Source organism: Rossellomorea sp. y25, from assembly GCF_038049935.1.
GTDB lineage: Bacteria > Bacillota > Bacilli > Bacillales > Bacillaceae_B > Rossellomorea.
The window spans coordinates 4,317,010-4,339,688 of record NZ_CP145886.1; the positions used below are offsets into that span (position 1 = coordinate 4,317,010).

General features: G+C 44.6%; 11 protein-coding genes. 1 reads left to right on the forward strand and 10 read right to left on the reverse strand.

Annotated elements, in window-relative coordinates:
* Positions 1-37: 37 nt before the first annotated feature.
* The 10 genes from AAEM60_RS21560 to AAEM60_RS21605 form a co-directional block, all read right to left on the reverse strand.
* Positions 38-1,525 carry a response regulator transcription factor gene (locus AAEM60_RS21560; protein WP_341357111.1) on the reverse strand — a complete coding sequence of 496 codons (1,488 nt, stop codon included), beginning with the start codon at positions 1,523-1,525 and terminating at the stop codon, positions 38-40.
* 3 nt (positions 1,526-1,528) lie between these two features.
* Positions 1,529-3,298: a sensor histidine kinase gene (locus tag AAEM60_RS21565; RefSeq protein WP_341357112.1), complete on the reverse strand. Its 1,770-nt coding sequence runs from the start codon at positions 3,296-3,298 to the stop codon at positions 1,529-1,531.
* Between the two features lie 152 nt (positions 3,299-3,450).
* Positions 3,451-6,600 (reverse strand): alpha-mannosidase, encoded by a 3,150-nt coding sequence (locus AAEM60_RS21570; protein ID WP_341357113.1) that lies wholly within the window; start codon positions 6,598-6,600, stop codon positions 3,451-3,453.
* Positions 6,601-6,613: 13 nt separating this feature from the next.
* Positions 6,614-7,927: a glycoside hydrolase family 125 protein gene (locus tag AAEM60_RS21575; RefSeq protein ID WP_341357114.1), complete on the reverse strand. Its 1,314-nt coding sequence runs from the start codon at positions 7,925-7,927 to the stop codon at positions 6,614-6,616.
* A gap of 6 nt (positions 7,928-7,933) precedes the next feature.
* Positions 7,934-10,630 carry an alpha-mannosidase gene (locus tag AAEM60_RS21580; protein ID WP_341357115.1) on the reverse strand — a complete coding sequence of 899 codons (2,697 nt, stop codon included), beginning with the start codon at positions 10,628-10,630 and terminating at the stop codon, positions 7,934-7,936.
* Entirely contained in the window at positions 10,627-11,256 is a 630-nt protein-coding gene (locus tag AAEM60_RS21585; RefSeq protein ID WP_341357116.1) for a YesL family protein, read from the reverse strand. The genes AAEM60_RS21580 and AAEM60_RS21585 overlap by 4 nt, the downstream gene beginning before the upstream one ends.
* Positions 11,249-12,157, reverse strand: coding sequence for an ROK family protein (locus AAEM60_RS21590; protein WP_341357117.1), 909 nt, complete (start codon positions 12,155-12,157; stop codon positions 11,249-11,251). The genes AAEM60_RS21585 and AAEM60_RS21590 overlap by 8 nt, the downstream gene beginning before the upstream one ends.
* Positions 12,158-12,166: 9 nt before the next feature.
* Positions 12,167-13,534, reverse strand: coding sequence for a glycoside hydrolase family 1 protein (locus tag AAEM60_RS21595; RefSeq protein ID WP_341357118.1), 1,368 nt, complete (start codon positions 13,532-13,534; stop codon positions 12,167-12,169).
* Positions 13,535-13,804: 270 nt separating this feature from the next.
* On the reverse strand, positions 13,805-14,752 hold the full coding sequence (manA, locus tag AAEM60_RS21600) for a mannose-6-phosphate isomerase, class I (RefSeq protein ID WP_341357119.1): 948 nt from the start codon (positions 14,750-14,752) through the stop codon (positions 13,805-13,807).
* Positions 14,753-15,069: 317 nt separating this feature from the next.
* Complete coding sequence (locus AAEM60_RS21605; RefSeq protein WP_341357120.1) at positions 15,070-17,688, reverse strand: discoidin domain-containing protein; 2,619 nt, start codon at positions 17,686-17,688, stop codon at positions 15,070-15,072.
* A gap of 795 nt (positions 17,689-18,483) precedes the next feature.
* Between AAEM60_RS21605 and AAEM60_RS21610 the strand changes: the two genes are divergently transcribed.
* The gene (locus AAEM60_RS21610; protein ID WP_341357121.1) at positions 18,484-22,539 is read left to right on the forward strand and encodes a S8 family serine peptidase; all 4,056 of its coding nucleotides are present in this window, start codon (positions 18,484-18,486) and stop codon (positions 22,537-22,539) included.
* Positions 22,540-22,679 lie beyond the last annotated feature (140 nt).

A 22,679-nucleotide genomic window follows, 5' to 3' on the forward strand; every position in this document is an offset into this window, starting at 1 on the left:
AACTATGAAAAAAAGCCTCTTAAAAAGAGACTTTTTCTCATGCCTGTGAATGTTGTTTCCTCCACTCGGAAGGGGTTGCACGTTCGTATTTTTTAAACTGTTTATAGAAATAAGTAGCATCTGTATAACCTACTTTTTTACCGATATGACCCGCTTTTTCATGTGAAGTCATCAAGAGTTTCTTGGCCCTGTCAATTCTCAGATGGTTCAGATATTTGGTGAACGAATCTTTGACTTCCTTCTGAAATAATTGTCCTAAATAGATAGGGTTGATGTGAAAACGATGACCGAGTGTTTTCAAGGACATGTCTTCAGAGTAGTTCTGATGGATATACGTAAGAACCGTTTGAATAATTGGACTTTTCCTCTCTTCTCCACTATCCTCCTGTTCAATGTACCTGATGCACTGATCCATGATGGCAAGGGCGTCTTCCTTGCCATGAAGGTAAAGGATCTGATGGATTAATTGAACGTATTGAGTATACTCCAAGGAAATCAGAAACTTGTTTTTCATCTGAAAGAAATATTCCAGCATCATGCTTTTAATAATGAATACCTCTTTATCCTGTTCAAGCTGAGTGAAGGTCCCACTTAAATATTTCCGAACAGCATCATATTCCTGATTCGCTAAGTGCTCCAGAATATCCGGTTTCAAATAGTTGATCGTCTGCTTGTCCGATGTTGACGTTTTCAGGTGCATTTCCTCTGCTATACGATGATCTTGATCCGGCAGCAGCATCTTCAATTCACACGCCATTTCTAACTCCCTGTACACCTTCTGGGCATCATCGATGACATCTACTCTTCTACTCATGACAACAACGTGTTCTTTCCCGTTACACTCATGTTCAACAATCAAGGAGACCTCCGCTTTCTCTGCTTCAAAAGACTCTTCAGACCATATAAGCAGAATATCCCCTGAAGGTGTCGTGACCGCCAATGTACTCGTTTCTTCCTCGATCGTTTTCTGGAGGTGTATCGCTTCTTCCAATTCAGTTTTTACCAAACCCAGACGAAGAGGTGTTTGAATATTGACCCTTGGGTAGAACGAGATTCTTTCTTTAAAATCATTGTCCGTCATTTTTCCCATCAGCCACCTCCAAATGGAGTGATCCCTGAGGATAAGGATAGACTCTTCTTCTAGCGATATCCGGTCTATTTTTTCTTTCAAATGAAGGATGGTAGACAAGAGCTCCTCTTCATTAATGGGCTTTAACAGGTAATTCTCAATACCAAGTTCCAGGCCTTTTTTCACTAAGTCGAACTCTTGAAAGCCTGAAAGAATAATGGACTTAATCGATTCTTTTTCCTTGTTTATCTTCTCGATCAACTCCAGGCCGGTTAGTTCGGGCATTTTGATATCAGTGATTAATACATCAAATTCCACTTCCCTGGATAGCTTGAGCGCTTCCAGGCCATCCTTTGCTGTCGCTACAATGGTAAATCCGAGGTCTTCCCAATCGAGTATATACTTCAATCCTTCAAGAATAAGCGGTTCATCGTCAACCAGCATAACTCTAATCACTTTCTACACCTCACTTATTAGCGGTAATTTAACCGTGACGGAAGTTTTGACATGAGGCAGACTACGGATTTCCACCCCATAACCGGAACCATACTTTAATTGAATGCGCCTGTGAACATTTCCCAATCCGATGGAATCGGAGTTTCCTTCTTCCTGCTTCAGCCTTGCTTTGATATCCTCCAACTTTTTCTGCTCAATGCCACTTCCATTGTCTTCTATGTTTATGAAAAGGGTACCTCTATCCGCATAAATGGAGACCGTTAGTTGGTTGGTTTCAATATCCCTCCTGAATCCATGCAATAAGTAATTTTCAATCAAGGGCTGTAAGACAAATGGAGGCATATAATAATCCTTCACTTTATCTTCTACGTGGAAATCGTTGATGAGCTGATTCTGAAATCGTATTTTAAATAATTCAATATATTGGTGTGCATGGTTGATTTCGTTCTCAACCTTGACAAGGTCTTCTGTTTTCAATGAATAGCGAAATAACTGAGCCAGTTGGACAATCATTTTGGCCGATGTCCGCCCACCCTCGGCCAATGATTTCATCCGTATGGCTTCCAGTGTGTTGTATAAGAAGTGGGGATTAATCTGCGCCTGAAGGTTGGCCAATTCCGCTTCTCTTTGTTTCAACTTGGATAAGTAGACTCGATCAATGTAGTCATTTAGATCATCCAATGTTTCGTTAATGGTGTGAGATATATCTGTTAGGTCATCATCTACATTAGCGGTGATAATTCTTGCCGATAAATTCCCTTCTTGTACTTCCTTCATCTTACTAAGAATCTCATCCACTCGTTTAGAGTAGCCACGCAATGCGATGTAAGGAAGGGAAATAGACAAAACCGTCAACAAAACCATAATAGAAAGAATGGTTGATTTATAGGTAAGGAGCTGGGCCATTTCCTTTTCTGAAATGACAGCGGTGATCATGAGCTGACTCGTCGGCTCGATGGAGGATTGAATATAGTAACGCTCATCCAAGTCTATTTTCTTTTGAACCGCACGATAGGATAAATCCTTTAGAAGCTTTTCAGGAGCATTTCCATAAGAATAATAGAGTTCTTTTTTCATATCTGTAATAAAGAAAGATCCTTTGGAAGGGGTCTCTTTCAGTGATAATAACCGATCTATATTCTCATAACTGAAAAAGACCCGTACTTTTCCCAACCGGTCCATGGAAACGGGATCGTTTATTTGTTCTTCCACAACATACATATCTTTGGGCACGACATACGTTTCCTTGGAAAGGGGTTGGTTTTCTACCATCACACCCGTGTCTTCTTGAGGTTGATTATGTTGATTCCACCTACTATGATCAAACAGGTACATATATTCTGTTCCTAAATTTTCATTTCGAACTTGCAAGGCGACGGACTCTGGATCTCTGGAAAAATAGTTCTTCACATAAATATCGAAATTATAAGGAACAAAGGAATCACTGCTTGAGAATTTATCTAAACGATAGCCGATGTATTCTTGGTAGTCATGCTGTAACGCGAAAGCCAAATCTTCAATCAACCGTTCTTCTTGATAAAGCTGACGGATACCCTGACTGACGAATTGATGCTTGGCATGTATGTCCGATTTGATCTCATCGATCACCGCTTCTTGTCTATCAATTTCCCGCTGAACGATAAAGTCAGAGTAGTATTCTGATAGAAAGACAAACAAGGTAGACATGGTAAGGAAAATGATGAGGGAATAGGTTAAAAACACCCGATAGAACATTCTCTTGCTTATTCGTTTGAAAAATAGGAACGCTTTCATTTATGTAACCCCTAACATAAGGCAAAAGGGGAACAGCAGCCTGAAAGCGCCTGTTCCCTGTTCTTTACCTGCGATTTGATCAAATGGGCAAATCCGGTGGTCCTGTCCGGATGATGGTGACTTCCCTGATGGGTGCCGGAACAACGAGCTGCTTATAACCGTGGTTCACTCCAATTGGGACGCCCAGAGTTCTGCCCCTTTATCGCGATTTCAATCGTCTTGACTTCATAAGGACTGAACGTCAAACATAATGGGATTTCATTGAAATCCGTGATGCTTTCATCTTCCATAAGATTGATTTCCCGCCATGCACTTAACGGCAATGAGCTGGTGACGGTGACGGACGAGCGTGCACCCTCCATTTCATGAAGACGGACAATCAGGGATTCACGATCTTCCGCTTTTTTCACCGTGTCGATGATGACGCCATGGCCGGAAATTGACAGAAAGGGTTCCTGAAATCCTGATCGGACTTCTCCCTGGACGATCCGAAACGGTGTGTTCAGGTAAGTGGATTCCCGCTCTATATCATGCTTGGACGTTTGTCCAGCGAAAGGATACAGTGAATAGGTGAAATGGTGATGCCCTATATCCGCCTTGGGGTCTGGATATACAGGACCTTTTAGTAAAGAAAGGCCAAGGACATTATCTTTAATCGAGTAGCCATACTTACTATCGTTCATTAAACCGATCCCATAATAAGGTTCGCTGAGTGCCGCCCATTTATGACCAACCGACTCGAATCTCGCCATATCCCAAGAAGTGTTCCAATGGGCTGGGCGTTTGACGTTTCCGAACTGGATATCGTAAATCGCTTCGGTGGACCGGATGCTGACTGGAAACTCCACTTTGAGAAGCTGCTGTCTGGCCGTCCAATCGATATCTGTCTCGAAGTCGATGCGTTTTGTATGAGTATAACAGTGGATTTTCTGGAAAATCTCCATCTGCGGAGTTTTCCATGTGAATGCCACAGTTGTTTTTAATGGTCCATTTTCAAGTATAGTACACTCCTTTAGGAAATCAATAGGTGTCGATTTCTCCACATAGTATAGGTCAATGTCCCAGGCATCGTGGGCGAGCGGCTTGTCTTCGTAAAGTTTCAGCACATTGCCCGCTGCTCCCTCCTGAATCATCTCCCTCCCCTCTTCTTTATCGAAGAGACTTGTAATGTGACCATTTGAATTCCAGCGGATGTGATAAAACGGTGTTTCCCATCTTCTTTCATTCAAGTCAATGTTACTTAACATCCCCTTTTCCTTCTCCCCCTTCCCTGCCAAACTGAGTGTATGATAGGAGAAAGGCTTCGTTTCAGGTACCAGGACGAGGGTATCACCATTAGACAGAGTCTGGGTCTCGACCTTTTTCCCATCCAGCTCATAAACACCATTGGATTCAGGCACGGTGACGAGGACCGGTGATGTATATTGATGTGGATGGAGAAATGACCAATGGTTATCCCCATCAAAGATCTGGTTCTCTTGAGAGGTAATTATCGTATCTTTGATTCCAGAAGCTTTTTCGTAATCTTGATGGGCATCCTCATATACTTCTGTGATTGATGAACCCGGGATGATGTCGTGAAATTGATTGAGCAGAATCATCTTCCATCCTTTTTCAAGGAGCGCCTGTGGATAGTGATCCCATCCATTCACAGCACTGTTCCAGGAAGAGAGAAGTTCCGCTTCACGGTACCCGTATTCCAGCTTGCGATTCATTTCTTTCATCTTCGCATGACTGGTATACGTACCCCGGTGATACTCCAAATATAATTCCCCATCCCACGTATGAGTGTACTGATCGGATTTCCCGACTGTATCATGAAGTTTCTCGAAATAGTCATGGGCATTGACAGATTTTACGGACGGCATGCTTGGAACGGTATCGAGGTGGCGTTTCATTTCAATCATCTCACGGTTGACGCCGCCGCCTCCATCTCCGTATCCATATGCCAGGAGCAGTTCTTTATTCAAGTCTTTATCACGGTACTTTTCCCAAATGCCCTTTACGGTTTCAGCCGTAATCAGCCCGTTATACGTATAGAACCATGAGTCCGCGGGTCTTCCCGGTTCAGGCGTCGTAATGAAATGGGTCAGGATTTCCGATCCGTCGATCCCTCTCCACTGGAAGGTATCGTGGGGCATCCGGTTGTATTGGTTCCAACTGATTTTCGTCGTCATGAACGTATCAATGCCGGATTTCCTTAATAGTTGCGGAAGGGACCAGCTGTAGCCGAATACGTCAGGAAGCCATAATGTCCGCGTCTTCTTATTGAACTCTTTCTCAAAAAACCTTTTCCCATATAAAAGCTGCCGGACGAAGGATTCACCGGACGGAATGTTACAGTCGGCTTCCACCCACATGGAGCCCTCCACCTCCCACTGACCGTCGGCGACCTTCGCTTTGATCGCTTCGAACAATTCCGGGTCTTCCTCCTTGACCCATGCGTAAAGCTGAGGTTGACTTTGCAGGAAGGTGTAGTCAGGATAAAGATCCATCAACCTTAGGACTGTGTAGAATGTCCTCCTTGCCTTTTCCTTCGTGTGCTTTGTACGCCACAGCCAGGCAAGGTCGATATGGGAGTGGCCGATGGCATGAATGGATACATCCGAATGCTTGGGAAGGTTATCCACTTCCAGTAACAGGACAGAACGGGCAGCATAAAGGGTTTGATAAAAGGCCTCACCGCCCCTGTCCGACCAGTCGATCTCACGGAATGCCCGGTTAAGGATGGCCAAAAGGTTGGAACGAACAGGGTCGTTCTCATCTTGCTGCTTAATAGAATCCAGTATCGCCTTGGCTTTGAAAAAAAGATCATCCACTTTTTCATCCAGGTACCCCCACCAGGCTTCCTTTAACCGGTAATACTGGTCAGCAGGCTGACCGCCACCTTCCAGTCCTGACCAAAGCTGTATGGAGATATCGAGGGAGTCATATGCAGGCAGGATGACTTCTTTATGGTTGGAATCGACTCCTTGGAACGGCTTCCCGTTCACATAGAGGAGGGACTCGAATCCTGAGTTGTTCCCTCCTCCTGTCCTTCCCAGATCAAGGAAGAGGACAGCCTTGTTTCCTTCCCATTCTTCCGGGATAGACAGGGACGTATTCAGCCACAGATATTTGTCCCTTCCTGACCAGGTATCGTTTACGGTCATCGTTTGATCTGAATAGCCTTCAGGGAAAATGTTCTCTTTTCCTTTTGGGGGCTCATGAAGACGGAAAGAGTCGATGCCCCTTATATCCCGGTATCGCAGGCGATCCAACTCGTTCAATCTGTTTTCTAGCTTTTGGATAGGATAAAACATATGGAACCTCCATTCAAGAATTTTTACGGATACGTGCCAATGGACTTTCCGGTACGAAAATCCCGATTTCGCTTAGAATGAATTCACTAAACATGGAATTGGCCCACGCAAACCAAGAACGAGTGAACTCTTCCGGACGATCGGCATCGAAGCCCTCATGCATATAGAGGGTGGATGCGTGTGTATTCTTGAACATCTCGAGGATCCTTCCTTTTTCCTCTTTAGAAGTCGCCGTCATTCCCTGAATGGCCAGGCTGATAGGCCAGATATAATGATCAGGTGTGTGGGGGCTTCCGATTCCTTCCGCCTTCTTCCCTTCATAGAAGTATGGGTTATGGCGACTTAGAATGAACTTACGGGTATTTCCATACGTTTCATCAGAAACATCTGTATATCCAAGATACGGGATGGCCAATAGGCTTGGTACGTTGGCGTCATCCATCAAGTTGTATCGTCCGTCCCCATCGGTTTCGTACGCATAGATTTCCCCGAAGACCGGATGGTCCACTTTAGCGAATGTTTCGATACCGTTCTTTATTTCAACCGAAAGCTGCTCCATTTGACGAGCGAGCTGATCTTCCTTCATTTCCTCAAGCATTTCCTTTGCATACTCCAGTACCACAGCTGCGAACATGTTGGCCGGTACAAGATATCCGTACAAGCACGCGTCATCACTAGGTCGGAATCCGGACCACGTCATACCTGTCTTCACGGAGTACCCGCCTTTTCCTTCCCTCAGGAGAGTATCCGATACGCGGCAGTTCTCCCGTTCAAAGAGATACGGAGATTCTGCCTCATGATCCTGTTCCACTTTCCATACATCATGGATGACCGTCAGCACTTCTTTTAGTCGGTCATTTAATACGCTCCCATCGCCTGTCGCCTTCCAATAAAGGTACGTCAATTGAATGGGATAACAGAGGGAGTCCACTTCATATTTACGTTCCCAGATCCAAGGAGTCATCTCCGTACGATCGGCCTGGTGACCTTGATTGTCTGCCGTCCGGTTGAAGGCATTCGCATAAGGGTCCAGAAGAATATACTTCCATTGGCGCTCGATGACCCCTTTCAGCATAGCGGCAATCTCCGCATCTTCTTTCGCAAGAACCAAATAGGGACGTACCTGGGCCGATGAATCCCGGAGCCACATGGCCGGGATGTCACCCGTTATCACAAAGGTTCCATCCTCATCCTTCTTCAATGTCGTTTGATACGTATTCAGGAAGCAGTTTTCGAATAATTCATAGACTTCCGGATCATGGCTATAGGCCGACTTTACTTTATTTATAATCGTTTGAAACGATGCTGGTATTACTTTTTCACTCATGGTCAATCACTCCTCGTCAGTTTGAATTAAAACAGTGATAATTTCTTTAGGGCGGATGACCTTCACTGCGTTTCCGAGTCCAAGAAGTTCTTTCTTTTCTTCCAGAATCGTAGAAAGATAGACTTCATCTCCCTCCACTCTCAGTTCCTGCGGTTCATCCGTCGGGTTGAACCACCTTGCAATGGTCCCCATTCCTTCCTCTGCAGGCTTACATGCGGTCAAGGTTAAAGCATCACCGGACCATTTAAGTAGATTGCCAGTCTGTTCATTGCTGCCTCCGCTTTGTTCCACTTGAATAACCGTCGGAGTCAAGGGATAGTGATAGGCTTCATTGAAAGCACGTGACTCTATGACATTTCCTCCATGGGGGATCACCATAAATTCCGCTTTATGAAGACCAAGGCACTGTGCTTCCGGTGTTTCAAACACCCCCCAGTCCCCGAGCTCCCCAACGGAACGGAGCAGTGTGACCGCAATGGATTTCCCGTCGACGATTTCATATTCATGAAGACCCTTCCCTGCAATCGTCAACCCCTTCTCGTGGTCATTCAAGCTGACAAACCTTTGCATATGGTGATCGAAAGCGGGATTGATCCACTGACTTTCCGGTCGATTTGGACGCTTTACCACTTCAAACACACTATCGGCAAAGTGATACTGATTCCCTGTTCCAACGGGAAACAGTGCACGCAAACGATGGTCTTTTGCTTGATTGTCGATGGTCACTTCGACCTTCAGCCCTTTAGAACCCTTTTCAAGAATGAGCAATGTTTTAAAGGTCAGGACCACTTCTTCCTCATGTCGTCCCGCTTGACGATCTGGGTGCCAGACCAGGTCCTGCCGCTCAATGTCTAATTGTTCATCGGCTTGCTTCGGGACAGATATCCTGGACTCGATCTCAACGGATGCACGATACGGGTTATTTTCTACAATGTTCAAGGTAGAGATTTGCTGTTTGGTCGTGAAGGCGATACCGTCACTGCTTGCTTTGAACATATACTCGTTCCCGATATCCCCCATGTCTTCATACATACCAAGGTTTTCATAATGGAAGCCCGTTTGTTTGTCCAAAAGTGAATAGGTTCCGTTCTCATGAACGGTCACGCACATATGCTCATTTTCAAGCTTATGTTCTGATGCATGCCACATAAGATTCTCCTCATGAGGCGCATCCTCAACAGGTACTAAATAACACGTTTCATACCCAATATGAATCGAGGTTTCTAATGCAAAGGTTATGTCTATTTCCTTCGCATAATAAGGTTTTCTGAATCCATCTCCAGGGAGGTCGTAACCGAATGAGATACCCTTTTCTTTCACATGGACAGGGATCGTTGAACCATCCCCTCTCTCCATGACAAACGAAGGGAGTGGAATGCTTTTCAACTTATTCGGGATCTGACGAAAATCCAGTTCATCGAAATAGATTTTCTGAACCATCACTTTTTCCCGAATGACCCGTGTAGAAGGTTTTCCATCCGTGAAAAACAGAATAAGGGGAATCGCGTCGGGGTGATGATGTGTTGTGGAGATACCCGATGCAATCTCACGCGCCTGCTCCGTTACATATCTCATAACCCCTTTCTCAACCTTCTCGAAACGGGTCTCCATTTCCCGATGGACGCTATCTACACTGCATCCGCAAATACTGTCATGAGGATGATTCTCCATCAGCATCTTCCAATAAAATTCCGCAAAATCACGGTGAAGTTTTTTGTCTTCTACCATGAGCCCCATCGGCTCCAATACTCGCTCCAATAGAGTCTGACAGCGGTCATTCGCCTGCTTTAAATAGATCCTCGCAGAGGCCGTGTTCACAAGGGTCGACCATCCATCCGTTTTTTGGTTCCTGAGTTCCCCGTGAATGGTTTGAAGCTCATCCGGCAGCTCCTTCTTCACCTCGTCTATATACTCCTTGAAACTTGAATGCTTGAATGTGACGCCCGTTATGAGCTCATTGGCCGTCGCAATGGCTTCCACAATATCCTTTTGCAGAGGTTGATGGTCACAGCCATTCATAAATAACAATTGGGAAGTCGAAGCAAATTTCTCCGCGTCTGAAAGCTTCTTTTTCCAAAATTCTTCAGCCTCCCCTTGATCGGCAGGTATTTCATTTCCATTGGAATACCAATTGGCGAATAAGATCCCCAATACATTCGAGCCATCGGGAGCCTGCCACTTCATTTCTGAATATGGGGAAGAGAATTCATCATTGTGATGAACCTGATTATTGAACCCTGTCGGTGTCACCCCTCTACCGAAAGCAGCCACATCAATGTTTGCCTGCTGTAATAATTGCGGGGCCTGACCGTAAATCCCAAAGGTATCAGGGAAATATCCCAGCGTCCCCTCTTGCCCGAATTTCTTCGTATCTTTCATTCCATAAAGCAAATTCCGTACATTCGCTTCAGAGCTCGTAAGAAATGCATCCTGCAAGATATACCAAGGACCGATGATCAAACGTCCTTCACGGATATATCGTTTGACTTCTTCTCCTTTATCAGGACGCACCTGCAGGTAGTCATCGACCATAATCGTTTGGCCATCCAGGTGAAAACTGTGGAAACCCGGATCTTGTGCCAATTGCTCTAATAGATCATCAAACAGCTTGACTAAGTAATAACGGTGTTCCTCGAGTGACATATACCATTCCCGGTCCCAATGGGAATGAGAAATAATATGAGCGGTTTTGTTCTTCATCATGACTCTCCTCCAATCATTTCGACGTGCAATTGTTTATAGCGGTTCATCGATACTTTCATCACCCAATAGGCAGGCATGACACCCAGGGCAAAAGGAATCAACCCGGGCATTTGATAAATCAGGTATCCTACCATCGTTAAGCCGATGGAGAGGATGAGGTTCTGCTTGAAGCTAATGATCGTCATAATGAACGGCTGGTACAGGTAATGCTTAAACGACTGATCAAAATGAACGTAATAGGGAAAGAAATACAGAAATGAGAATACATACAGGATACATATGAATAAAATGAGCACCGTGCTGAATAAAGCCATGATGCCTTTTAACTGAGTAACAAGATAGAGATCCACTGATAAGAACAGACCTACACTAAAATAGATCCAGCCCAGACTGTTAACCTTCCAGAAATTCCGTTTGTAATAATGATGGTATTCATTGAAGAAAGGTTCATCCCGTCCACCTTGCAACCACTTTCTCGTAATGGCAAATAACGAAACGGTGGCAGGAAAGATCCCCAATACCACACCACCCATTACTATGTGTAACAACCATGAAAGATTAAGTTGAATCGCCTTCCAGATCCACAGGCTCGCATCTGTAAACAAATCACCAAGTCGACTAAACACGAAGATCCTCCTTTCTGTATTCTCTCAGCCACCCATACGCAGCTCCGACTAATTGAGCTTCATCCAGATAGTGACACAAAGAGATGGAGGGCCGTACCTTGGCAATAGGCTTCGCTTCCAATAACCGGTCCATCCGTTGCTCCAGCTCTTCTAAAAAATCAGGCTGTCTGGTAATGCCTCCCCCTACCAAAATCTTCTCGGGATCCACTATGTACTGGATGTTGAAGATTCCGATGGCGAGGGTAGAAAAAAAGGAATCCAATGATTTCCGAGCTTCTACATGGTGCTTGCCAGCTTGTTCAAATACCCGCGGTCCCGTCCACCCTTCGAAATAAGGGGGTTGATGCTTCAGCCTTCTTGAAAGGGCAGAGGATGAACCCATCTCACTCCATGTCTCATAAACATTTTCATGAGTGTCACTTGCTAAAATCGAGTAGCCGAATTCGCCGCCATGAAGATTGGCTCCCTTGACGAGTTTCTTGTTCATAACAAGAGCCCCGCCAACTCCCGTGCCACATACGATACAGGCAAACGTTTCACATTCTCTTGCCGCCCCTTTCCAAAGCTCTGAAAGGGCGGCACAATTGGCGTCATTCTCCATGAAAACCGGCAACTCATACCTCTTACTGAGCAAATGTTTGACATTATGTTCATGTATAAATGGCACAGCACTGTAGCCTAAGACATGTCCAGTGTCCGTCACACTCCCAGGACTGCTAATGCTTAAGCCAATCAAAGAATACTTCTTCATGCGCTTATAATATTGGTCGATCACGTCACAAAACTCTTCGATTGATTGAGGGGTTGATACTTCTTCTTTCTCAACCGGCTGACCCGTAATGGAAATCAGCGCAAGTTTGATAAAGGTCCCCCCGATATCAATGGTTAATAGAAACTCCATTTCTTCACCTCATTCCGGAAGCTGATTTGATTCGGCAAGTACCTTGAACCAGTCTGCACTTTTTTTCTTTTTCCTTCTTCCGGTCTCCAAATCCAGTTCAACGAGGCCATACCTATTTTTGTACTCATTCAGCCATGACCAGTTATCAATGAAGGTCCATACATGATACCCATAACAATTTGAGCCTTCTTCTATTCCTTTGTGAAGCCACTTTAGATGATTGCACATGAATTCAATCCGGTAGGAATCCTGAATCATCCCTGAAGAATCTCTAAACCTTGCTTCACCTTCCACTCCCATCCCATTCTCTGCGATATACCAGGGGATGTTCCCATATTGGTCTCTTACTGTCAGGGCAATATCATACATGCCTTTTTCGTATATTTCCCATCCGCGATGTGGATTCATTTTCGCTCCGTCCCATTGATAAGGTTCGAAATAGTGATCAAGTGTGCCGGCCGAAGCAGGTGAGCCTGCCTTTACCCTCCTTGGCTGATAATAATTAACACCTAGAAAGTCCACGGTATACTCTTTCAATAGTTGGAGGTCTCCAGGAAAGGAACGAACGTGAATGTGTTCTTGTTCGATGAAGGACAACAACTCCTCCGGGAACTCTCCCTTCACTACCGGATCTAAAAAGCTCCGATTAAACAGTACATCTGCCCACATAGCCGCTTCCACATCTTTAGGGCTATCAGAACGGGGATAGCTTGGCGTTAAGTTCAAAATGATCCCTATTTTGCCCGAGTTGTTCCTCTCCTTAAATGCCCTCACTGCTTTCACATGGGCCATCAACGTATGAAAGCCTGCCTGAAAGGCTCGATTGAGATTGAATACTCCCGGCAGATGCTTATCATTTAAATAACCCATCTCTATAGGTACAATGGGCTCATTGAACGTGACCCACTCCTCTACAAGGTCCCCGAATCGTTCAAATGCCACCTTAGCGTAAAACTCAAATTCATCCACCACTTCCCGATTGTCCCAACCGCCTTTCTCGTACAACCGAAAGGGCATATCGAAATGAAACAAATTGACAATGGGCTTAATCCCACTTTCGTTCAGCCGCTTAAATACATCCCTGTAAAAGGCAACCGCCTCTTCGTTCACTTGAATGCCATCAGGCAATAACCGGGACCATGAAATCGAGGTTCGAAAGGAATTAAAGCCTATTTGCTTCATCGTGACGATGTCTTCTTTATAGTGTGCATAAAAGCCTGAAGTGTCTTCCGGCCCCATCTGCTGAAAGAAACGTTCGGGCTCCTTCTGAAACCAGTAATCCCAAACATTCTGAGCCTTTCCTTCACTACTCCCCGCTCCCTCCATCTGTGGTCCCGAAGAAGCCGCCCCCCATAAAAAACCATCAGGAAATCCCATTTATACCACCCTCTCTAGAAATCGCTTACATTTACTCTTAAAGCCATCATATAAAGAATAAAAAGGAGTTGGAATATGTTCACTCCAACTCCTTTAATAAACGCATGAAAACTTTAATAATGACACCTTTGTGGATGGGTGGATGAGGGTCATGTTCTGGAACGGTGTCGTTCTCACGAAACAATCAACCTACCATTCTCTGTTCCCCTGAGGTATGCCAAAATATAAAAAACGCAAAGCCTATAAGCTCTGCGCCATTCTTACAACCTATCAAACATGAGATACAATCAACTCGACCCGTCCTTCGATCTCGCACGTCTCGACATCCGCGGGTAAAATGAAATGATCTCCTTTTGTCAGACAATATTCTTCTCCATGGACTTTCAGCATTCCGTTTCCGTTCAATACACTTGCCAGCTGAAATGGCTGGTCCTGCAGAAATGCGGCATGCCCGTCTACTTGCCATTTGTATACGGTAAAGTATTCCGTTTCCACAAACTTAGTGGACTCGACTCCTTCACGCGTTTCCACAACTGGCTTAACAGCTTCAAACCTGTGCGGGATCGTCGTCACTTCAATGGATTTATCGATATGCAGTTCCCGGGTGTTCCCTCCCCCATCCTTTCGGTCATAGTCATACACACGATAGGTCGTATCTGAGCTTTGCTGTGTTTCGAGGACCAACGTTCCTTTGCACAGGGCATGGATCGTGCCACTTGGAACATAGAAGAAGTCACCAGGCTTCACAGGAATGCGTCGGAGAAGTTCACTCCACTTACCGTTTTCAATCATGGAAACGAATTCTTCCTTCGTTTGAGCTGTATGCCCGAAGATCATTTCAGCACCCTCTTCACAATCAATGATATACCAACATTCGGTTTTACCCAGTTCACCGTTTTCGTGTTCATTCGCGTAAGCATCATTCGGGTGAACCTGCACAGAAAGATCCGCATTCGCGTCTAATATCTTCTTTAATAATGGAAACACGGGGGAAGGGTGCTTGCCGAATAGCTCACGGTGTTCTTCCCAAAGCTCACCAATGGTCTTTCCTGCGAACTCTCCGTTGATTACGGTACTCTGCCCATTGGGATGGCCGGATATAGCCCAGCACTCTCCTGTTTCATCAGATGGAATATTGTAGTTAAATCGCTCTTTTAAAGCCGTACCTCCCCAAATTCTCTCTTGAAATACGGGTTGTAGAAATAGTGGCTGGTTCATGATATCCTCCTTATTCAATTGATCTTATTCACTTAATCCAGTTGAAGTTATATCTTGATGCCTAGCATATTCGTACTCGTTACACTCCATTCCGACTAATTGCCTTACGGAACATGTTCTACCCTCAAGTAGACTTTCTATCAGATTGACATTTGATCATCGGTAGCGGCGTATTCTGTATGACCGCTTCCCTTCCAGCTTCTTGTCACTCCTTATCTCTATCGCTTGACTATCCCAAACGATGGTCGACACCTATAAAAAGGCCAAAATCGACAGGCGATTTTGGCAGCATTCCATTCTACATCCCTACTACACTACTAATATCCATAAACCTCCAACTCATAAATACGTGCAGCTTGGTCCCCTGTTTGGGTAGGTTCGTTTATCGATAAACGAACGAAGCGAGCTTCCGTCACTGCTATCGTATGCTCGGTTACAGCGGCCTGATTATCATCCACGCTTACGTTCTCTTTCCACGTTTCTCCATCCATACTTGTCTCTATGACAAAGGATTTCGTGTTGAACGCCGGGGATTCTCCTCCTGCTTCAGCATGTTTCACGATGAATTTGGATAGATGATGTGTATCCCCCAAGTCAACGACCATCCACTGATCCGTACCAAGCGCACACCATTTACTGTTATTCTCCACTTCCCCATCAACAGCCTTGTCTGCCCCTTCACTTGGAGCACAGGCACCACTTGATTCAGTCGATTTATTCAAGGCGACATTTCTAGTCGCATCCGCGTCTTCAGAGACATAAATATAAGCTTGTTTCGTCATGACATCTTCTCCCGAGGTATTCCGAGCCGTCAGGGTTACGGAAAATAACCCCTCTTCGGGATAGTGAACGACAGGGTTCTCCTCTGAACTAACCTCCGGCTGACCGCCTTCGAACTGCCATTCCCACTCTTCCGTTACTTCTGAAGCTTCGCTAAAGAACTGGACCTTATCCCCCGGTCGCACAACCGTTTGATCGACCCGAAAGTCTGCTTCCGGTTTTGGGTAGGCAGGCCAATCCATCGTGACCACACTGCCTTCCCCTCTTACAAGCTCCTCACTGACTGGTACCAACTCATAAGAAGTGGCTGCTTCTTTTCCATCCCTTTTCAAGTCATTCAAGGCAAGGACATGGTTCGGGGTTGCCCCTACCCACTCCTTGGAGCCATCCGAATAAAGTCTGTACACCTCATACTGTTTCACGTCATCCATCTCATTCCATGACAACCGGACATCCGCATATAGCCCATCATTGAAATGAGTTTGAGAGACCTCAAGCCCCGTTGGCTTTTTCGGCTTATCTTTTTCTTCTTTATCGTTGTAAATCTTGATTTCTCCAATATGGATTTCATAGTCCCCAGGTTCTTTCACCTTATCGAAGTGAAGGGAAACGGCAGAAAGATGTTGTCCCTTGAATTTCGTCAGGTTAAACGTTTGTGTGACCCACCCCCCGCGACTCTTCTTTTTCACTTCCATCAATGAAGTCTTATCTCGATCAAAGTCCAGTTGCACGTCCATCTCCGGTTTCTTTTCATCCGTTTTGTACGTAATCGAAAATTTCGTATCTTTGGTAATCACCACATCTGTTTCATAAAGGGACAGGGTGGTCTTACTGGTCTCATCACGGTTTCCATGAACTTTCAATGAGCTTCCACCATAGTAAGACGTACTCCAATCAAAGGCTGGATTCAATAATTCACCTTCTCCGTCCACTTTCCAACGCCAAGTCGGTAAAATGTCTTGGAGACTTCGGTTATTCCACTCCTGTTCGGATGACTTCTCCCCGTCAATGGCGAAGAATTCTCCACTTCCCGTATTGAAATTCGTCGTGAATGGAAGCGACTGGATCGTTGTCTTTTTAGTAAAATGACTTGCAATCCCTGGCCAGTTCACTTCAGGGTCCCCTGTCCAAAACGCTTCTTCTTTTTGATAAAACTCGTTCATAGCATTTGATGATTTAAATGCCCAATCTGGGCGATAAATACCAAGGGATGTCCAAAGAGAGCCGTCTTCTTTGACTAAATTGTCCCACTTTACAGAGGTCTTAGTCCCATTGGCTTCCACATCAATTCCCGCATACAAATCATAAGGAGATCGTCCGATTTCCAACGCCTTTTCGTACGAGCGTTCCTGACTTCCACCTCTCCACCAGAAATTCAGGAACATACTATCGGACACACGTCGGTCCTCATCTTGCAGGAAGTACGTATTCTCATCCGTCAAATAGTTCTGCCAATCGATATCGCCTGATTTCACCATGGAGTCATACCACATAATCTCAAAGTCCGTTGGCTTATTTTCCTGAAGATAGAGAAGGAACTCTTGCATCTTCTCCGCTTGTTCCCCGTCTCCACCCTCGGTCTCCTGGTTAATAAACCATCCGTCAAATCCATAATAATCCGCCACTTCAAGCAATTTGTCGGCAGCCGGGAACGAACCATCCTCCCGCTGTGTCAGCATTTGGTCGACCCACTCTTCTTTTCCGCCATACACTTTCGGCGGGAAGAAGACATTCCCTAATATCGGTACACCGTTACGGTGAGAAGCATCAATCACATCAGCACTCGGGGGCACGATGATACCTTCCCCGGAAGAGCCTGCCCAGTACACCATTACGTCCACATATTGCCAAAAGGCAAATGTATTCGCATAAAACTCTTTACCTCCTTGAGAAGGTACACCGCTCGTATGAGGATTTAAAGCAGATAAAGCTACAACGCGTGGAGCATTGTTCCTGTCACTTGACTCCACCCGTTTTGCCAGAGGAACCATGGACCTGTTGTAGGCTGCGTCCGGATCCTGCTCAGGAGACCACTCCAGAAGCTCTTCCGGATACCAATGAGAAGAAGTGGGACCTTCCGCCGATACTGCCAAGGGAAAAAGAAACAAGACAAAAAACATGAGACTTCCAATAATCCTTTTTTTACCGTTCTTCATTCCTTCACTCACCCTCCATTTATGATTGATTCACAGACTTACTGCCTCGTTCTAACCCACCCCCTCTTCCAATTCGAAACCACCAATCCCAAATTTGTTAACGCTTACAATAATTGAGAAAAGCAGACTGATTAGATTTAATTTAGTCGAGACGGATATAGGAATCAATCGCTCTGGAGGATGTTGTAAAGTATGAACAGCTAATCTTTAAATTTTACAGTGGGACAGGGGGACAGGTTCCTTGTCCCAGAATTCAAATAGGACAGGGGAACATGTTCCTTGTCCCCCTGTCCTTCTCTCTTCTTTGGGACAGGGTGCCTGTCCCCATGTCCCATCTCGCTAAAACCCCAAGTGAAACTCTTATTTTGATTCTATGGAAATGTACAACAGCCAAAACTGTAAGCACCAGAAGGCTTATGACATACTTTGTAGATATTAAGTCGGTAAAAAATACCCCAATTGTAATAGAATTCATGTGAGTATACAATTCAATCAATTATAGAAAATGATCTATAAAACTAGTACGTCCACCTCAGCGAGTCTCCCTGCTTACCTCAATACTTACTACAACCATTCATCCATACTTGTTTTCCAGCAAAATACTTGAAGGGTGGTGATGACATTTTTAATAGCACCAATACAGTTCAGTTGATACCTATTTCTGGACTACTAATCGTTTCCCTGCTTTGAAGAATTTTCATTGCTTCTTTAGATCGATCATCTTCCTAATAGAACCAAAGTAGCCGGAACATGAAGAAGACATGATTTTAATTTAGTTGATGTGGGGGAAATTTGATGAAACCAAGATTATTTCAGTCAAGAAAGAAATCAAAGCTTAAAAAGAGTACATACCTTTTAGTTACAGCGACTCTCCTTTTATCCATTTACACACCTTTTACTAGTGTAATAGAGAATACCCAGGCGGCTTCAAAGGATTCCACTGTAGACCTATTATCTTCCTTGTCAGAAGAGCAACGAAAGGCTTTAAAAAAATTAGAGGCGACTCAAAATGAAGGGTTACTAGGTTTTGAACCGAGGGACTTACTGATAGAAGCAGACACAACGGTCATCATTGAATTCCAATCAAAACCTGAAGAAATCTCCAGACTTACCTCTGCATTACAAGGGATAGATCTTTCAACGAAGGAAGCCAGGGAGAAGGTACAAGGTGAGCATCAAGAATTTAAAGCCTATGCTAAAAAGAACAACATCAAAATAGAAAAAACCTATCAGACAGCATTTAATGGAATGGCGGTAACATTGGCAGCCGACAAGATTGAGACATTATTAGAGCTCGATGAGATTAAAGCCATTTATAAAAACAATACGTTTTCGATTGAACCAGAACAAGAACAAGAAAACAATCAAGAGCCCTTTACACCACATATGGCAGACAGCATCCCGTTTTTAGGAATCGATCGACTCCATGAGGAAGGCATCACAGGAAAGGGAGTAAAAGTGGGCGTAATCGATACGGGGATTGATTACCATCACCCGGATCTAAAGGATGCGTTTGCAGGTGGTTATGACATCGTGGATAACGACGATGATCCCATGGAGACGACCTATGAGGATTGGAAAGCATCGGGACGTCCCCTTGTAGACAATTTTAATTTTTACTATACCTCTCATGGAACTCATGTATCAGGTACCATCGCAGCTCAAGGTAAAAACACCGGTGGAGTGACTGTGAAGGGTGTTGCCCCTGATGTTCAATTGTACGGCTACCGGGTATTGGGTCCTTATGGATCTGGGCAGTCGGAAGACATTATCGCCGGGATTGACAGAGCCGTTTCAGATGGGATGGATATCATCAACCTCTCCTTAGGGATGACCGCGAATGAACCCTTTGATCCAACGAGCATTGCCATTAACAATGCCGTATTGAGTGGAGTTGTGGCCGTCGTTTCAGCAGGAAACACCGGTTCAAAGGCGTACTCACTGGGTACACCCGGGGCAGCTGCCTATGCACTGACTGTAGGTGCCAGTTCCACTTCCCTGCCGATTGTAAACTTTACAGCATCAGACGGAAAAGATGTATCTATTGAACTGCAAGAATACGCCAATGATTTCGTCACCGATTTACGCTCGTTTGAGAACCAGTCGTTTGACATTGTAGACCTTGGGGATGGAAAAAGAAGTGACTACGATGGGAAAAATGTTGAAGGAAAAGTCGTACTGGTCAATCGTGGAGTCATTGGTACACAAGATAAAATTGTCTATGCACAGGAACACGGTGCGAAAGCGCTATTAGTCTATCATAATGACCCTGAAGCAGAAGAATTTTCTTACTATACGGGGGAAGATCACCGTTATGTTCCCACCTTTTACATGAACAATCAAGATGGACTGGAGCTAAAGGATCTTCTTCATTCTGGTGAGGCAAAACTCGTGTTTTCAAACTACACAGTGAGTTATACGAAAGAGGATGAACTTGCCGAATTCAGCTCACGGGGCCCTTCCAGGGAAAATATCGATATCAAACCAGAAGTGACGGCACCAGGGGTAAGCATTCTTTCTACGGTACCGGCCTATTCCGTGTTCAACGCTGCCTCATCCGATTACCAATTTGCCTATGACCGTTATTCAGGTACATCCATGGCTGCCCCACACGTAGCGGGAATTGCAGCTCTTATGCTTCAGAATAACCCTGACCTTCAACCGGCAGATATTAAAACACTCTTAATGAATACATCGGTTCCTTTAAATGGTGAATATAGTGTGTTTGATATCGGGGCAGGGAGAGTAAGTCCTTACGAGGCCATTCATTCAGAGGTAGAATTGAAAGTCATGGATAAGACCCCTATGATCGATCATGGAGAGAAAGTAGAGTTAGACGAAATAACCGGCGGGCTCAGCTTCGGCTCTTATTTTCCAGATGAAGGACATGTTCGTACACAAAGATCGATTACCATTGAGAATAAGGGAAAGAAGAAAAAACAGTTTGATGTTTCAGTAGAATTCACTGAAACTTCCTTGGATGCTGAAGAAAATGGCGTACAAGTGATCGTCGACGATATAGTGAAAGTAAAATCGAATTCTGAAACAAAGACAAATGTTTTCTTAACCGTTCCAAAGACTGCTGAAATTGGCATGTATGAAGGCTATATTACGTTTGAAAACAAAGTAGACCAAGAAGAAAGCTATCGAATTCCATTTGCCTTCAGGACCATGGAAAGCGGTTTCCATTTCACTGAGCTTTCTTCTCCTGCCATTTCACCCCCTTATGTTCATGTGAAACGGAACTACTTTGCTAAATCATGGGTGGATCTTCAATTCAGCTTCAAGTCACCTATGAAAAAAATAGACTTTGTCTTAACAGAAGGGAACACCGGGGAAGACCTGGGTTACCTGGGGTCACTTAATCTTGAATCTGCTTACGACGGCATACATTATCTGGTCAGCGACGTATTTAATGGAGAGTACTTCCGATTTACCGATGAGGAAGAACAACCGATCGCCTCAAAGACTACGAAAGCACAGCCAGGTTTTTATAAAATCAAAGCAATCGGAACCAGTAAGCGGGATCTAGTGTTTACACAGGAAATGAATATTTTCATAGATCCTAAGAACCCAACCTTGTGGAGTGCATTAGATGAAAACGCGTCCCCTGTCATTGAATATCCAGCCAATCAAGAAGAATACACGTTGGCCGTGAAAGTGCACGATTCTGAAATTGATCAAATGATAAGTGCGGGGATGAACGTAGATCAAAGCTTGAATACAATCAATTATTCCATCAATAACAATTACAACCCTGTACTGCCGGTGGCAGCTGATGGATCCATTTCTCTGAAGGTACCGTTGGACGCGAACAAACCTTTTATGAGCTATGCTATCTTTGCAAATGACGCAGCTAATAATAGGAGTGAAAAGAAGACCTATTATTTTATTAAAGAAGGAATGCCATACGGATACATGGATTCTAACGCATCGACGGTAAACATGGGAGACACGTTCACGACCACTCTAGTCGTAGACAACGTAAAAGATCTGGTATCAGGAAAATGGACTATCCCGAATTTCGCGAAGTATTTTGACGTCGTGGACGTTCGACCGAATGTGCAGTTGAGTGATGACGCTAACCCCGTCGTGAATTCAGAACTTCAAGGAAACAATCTCAACGTTACATTGGATGTTGATCATCCCATGAGCGGAGAGCTAAAGGCAGTCGACCTCGAAATCAAAGTAAAAGATTCCAGTTTCCAAGTCATCGGAGAAATGAAGCCAACCTTTACGTACACGAACCATCTTGATGAGGGAAAAACGATTCCTTTTGCTTCAGAATCCATCAACATTGTTCCAACTTATTCGGAGCTTATCGGAAGGGTTAGTTCGCGTGGCGTAAGCTTCGGTTTAGACTGGACAACCGTGGGAGCCACCATCAACCTCCAGTATCCAGACGGGACCGAATATGACGGAACAGGCAGTGTGAATCGATATGGCGATTTTGTCCTATCTAAGTTGCCTATCACATCAGAACCATTCCGATTAGACATTTCCTTACCGGGACATTTTACCGTACATCAATCAGCGGGAGTCGGTGTACAAATGGGTGATGAGGTCCTTGGTCAACAAATAAACCTATTTACGTTCTATCCAACACCAGGCGATGTGAACCAAGATGATACCATTGACATTCTCGATGCCTTGCTCATCAAAGAGAACTGGCATTCAACGAATCGCAATGCGGACATCAATTTCGATAGAACAGTAGACAACAAAGACCTTAATTGGGTAGTCCAGAACTACTTACTGCAGAATCCGGATGTCCAAGATCCTCCTGAGCCACAAACAGAAAGTGAAGGAGTCACACTTGAGGACATCTTGGAAGAATTGGGTGTGAATTAGGGACACGGGGACAGGTTCCCTGTCCCAGAATTCAAAAAAAGACGAGGGAAATCATCCCCTCGTCTTTTTACTTTTGGAGCAGTTCCTCTGTCCCTATCTTAATCAAACGGTCGTTTAGATCTAAATCGCACAAGCGGAGG

Excerpts from the sequence above, each read along its gene's own strand:
- AAEM60_RS21575 (WP_341357114.1), bottom strand. The coding sequence starts at position 7,927 with ATGAGTGAAAAAGTAATACCAGCATCGTTTCAAACGATTATAAATAAA.
- AAEM60_RS21580 (WP_341357115.1), bottom strand. The coding sequence starts at position 10,630 with ATGATGAAGAACAAAACCGCTCATATTATTTCTCATTCCCATTGGGAC.
- AAEM60_RS21570 (WP_341357113.1), bottom strand. The coding sequence starts at position 6,600 with ATGTTTTATCCTATCCAAAAGCTAGAAAACAGATTGAACGAGTTGGAT.
- manA (WP_341357119.1), bottom strand. The coding sequence starts at position 14,752 with ATGAACCAGCCACTATTTCTACAACCCGTATTTCAAGAGAGAATTTGG.
- AAEM60_RS21605 (WP_341357120.1), bottom strand. The coding sequence starts at position 17,688 with ATGAAGAACGGTAAAAAAAGGATTATTGGAAGTCTCATGTTTTTTGTC.
- AAEM60_RS21590 (WP_341357117.1), bottom strand. The coding sequence starts at position 12,157 with ATGGAGTTTCTATTAACCATTGATATCGGGGGGACCTTTATCAAACTT.
- AAEM60_RS21610 (WP_341357121.1), top strand. The coding sequence starts at position 18,484 with ATGAAACCAAGATTATTTCAGTCAAGAAAGAAATCAAAGCTTAAAAAG.
- AAEM60_RS21565 (WP_341357112.1), bottom strand. The coding sequence starts at position 3,298 with ATGAAAGCGTTCCTATTTTTCAAACGAATAAGCAAGAGAATGTTCTAT.
- AAEM60_RS21595 (WP_341357118.1), bottom strand. The coding sequence starts at position 13,534 with ATGGGATTTCCTGATGGTTTTTTATGGGGGGCGGCTTCTTCGGGACCA.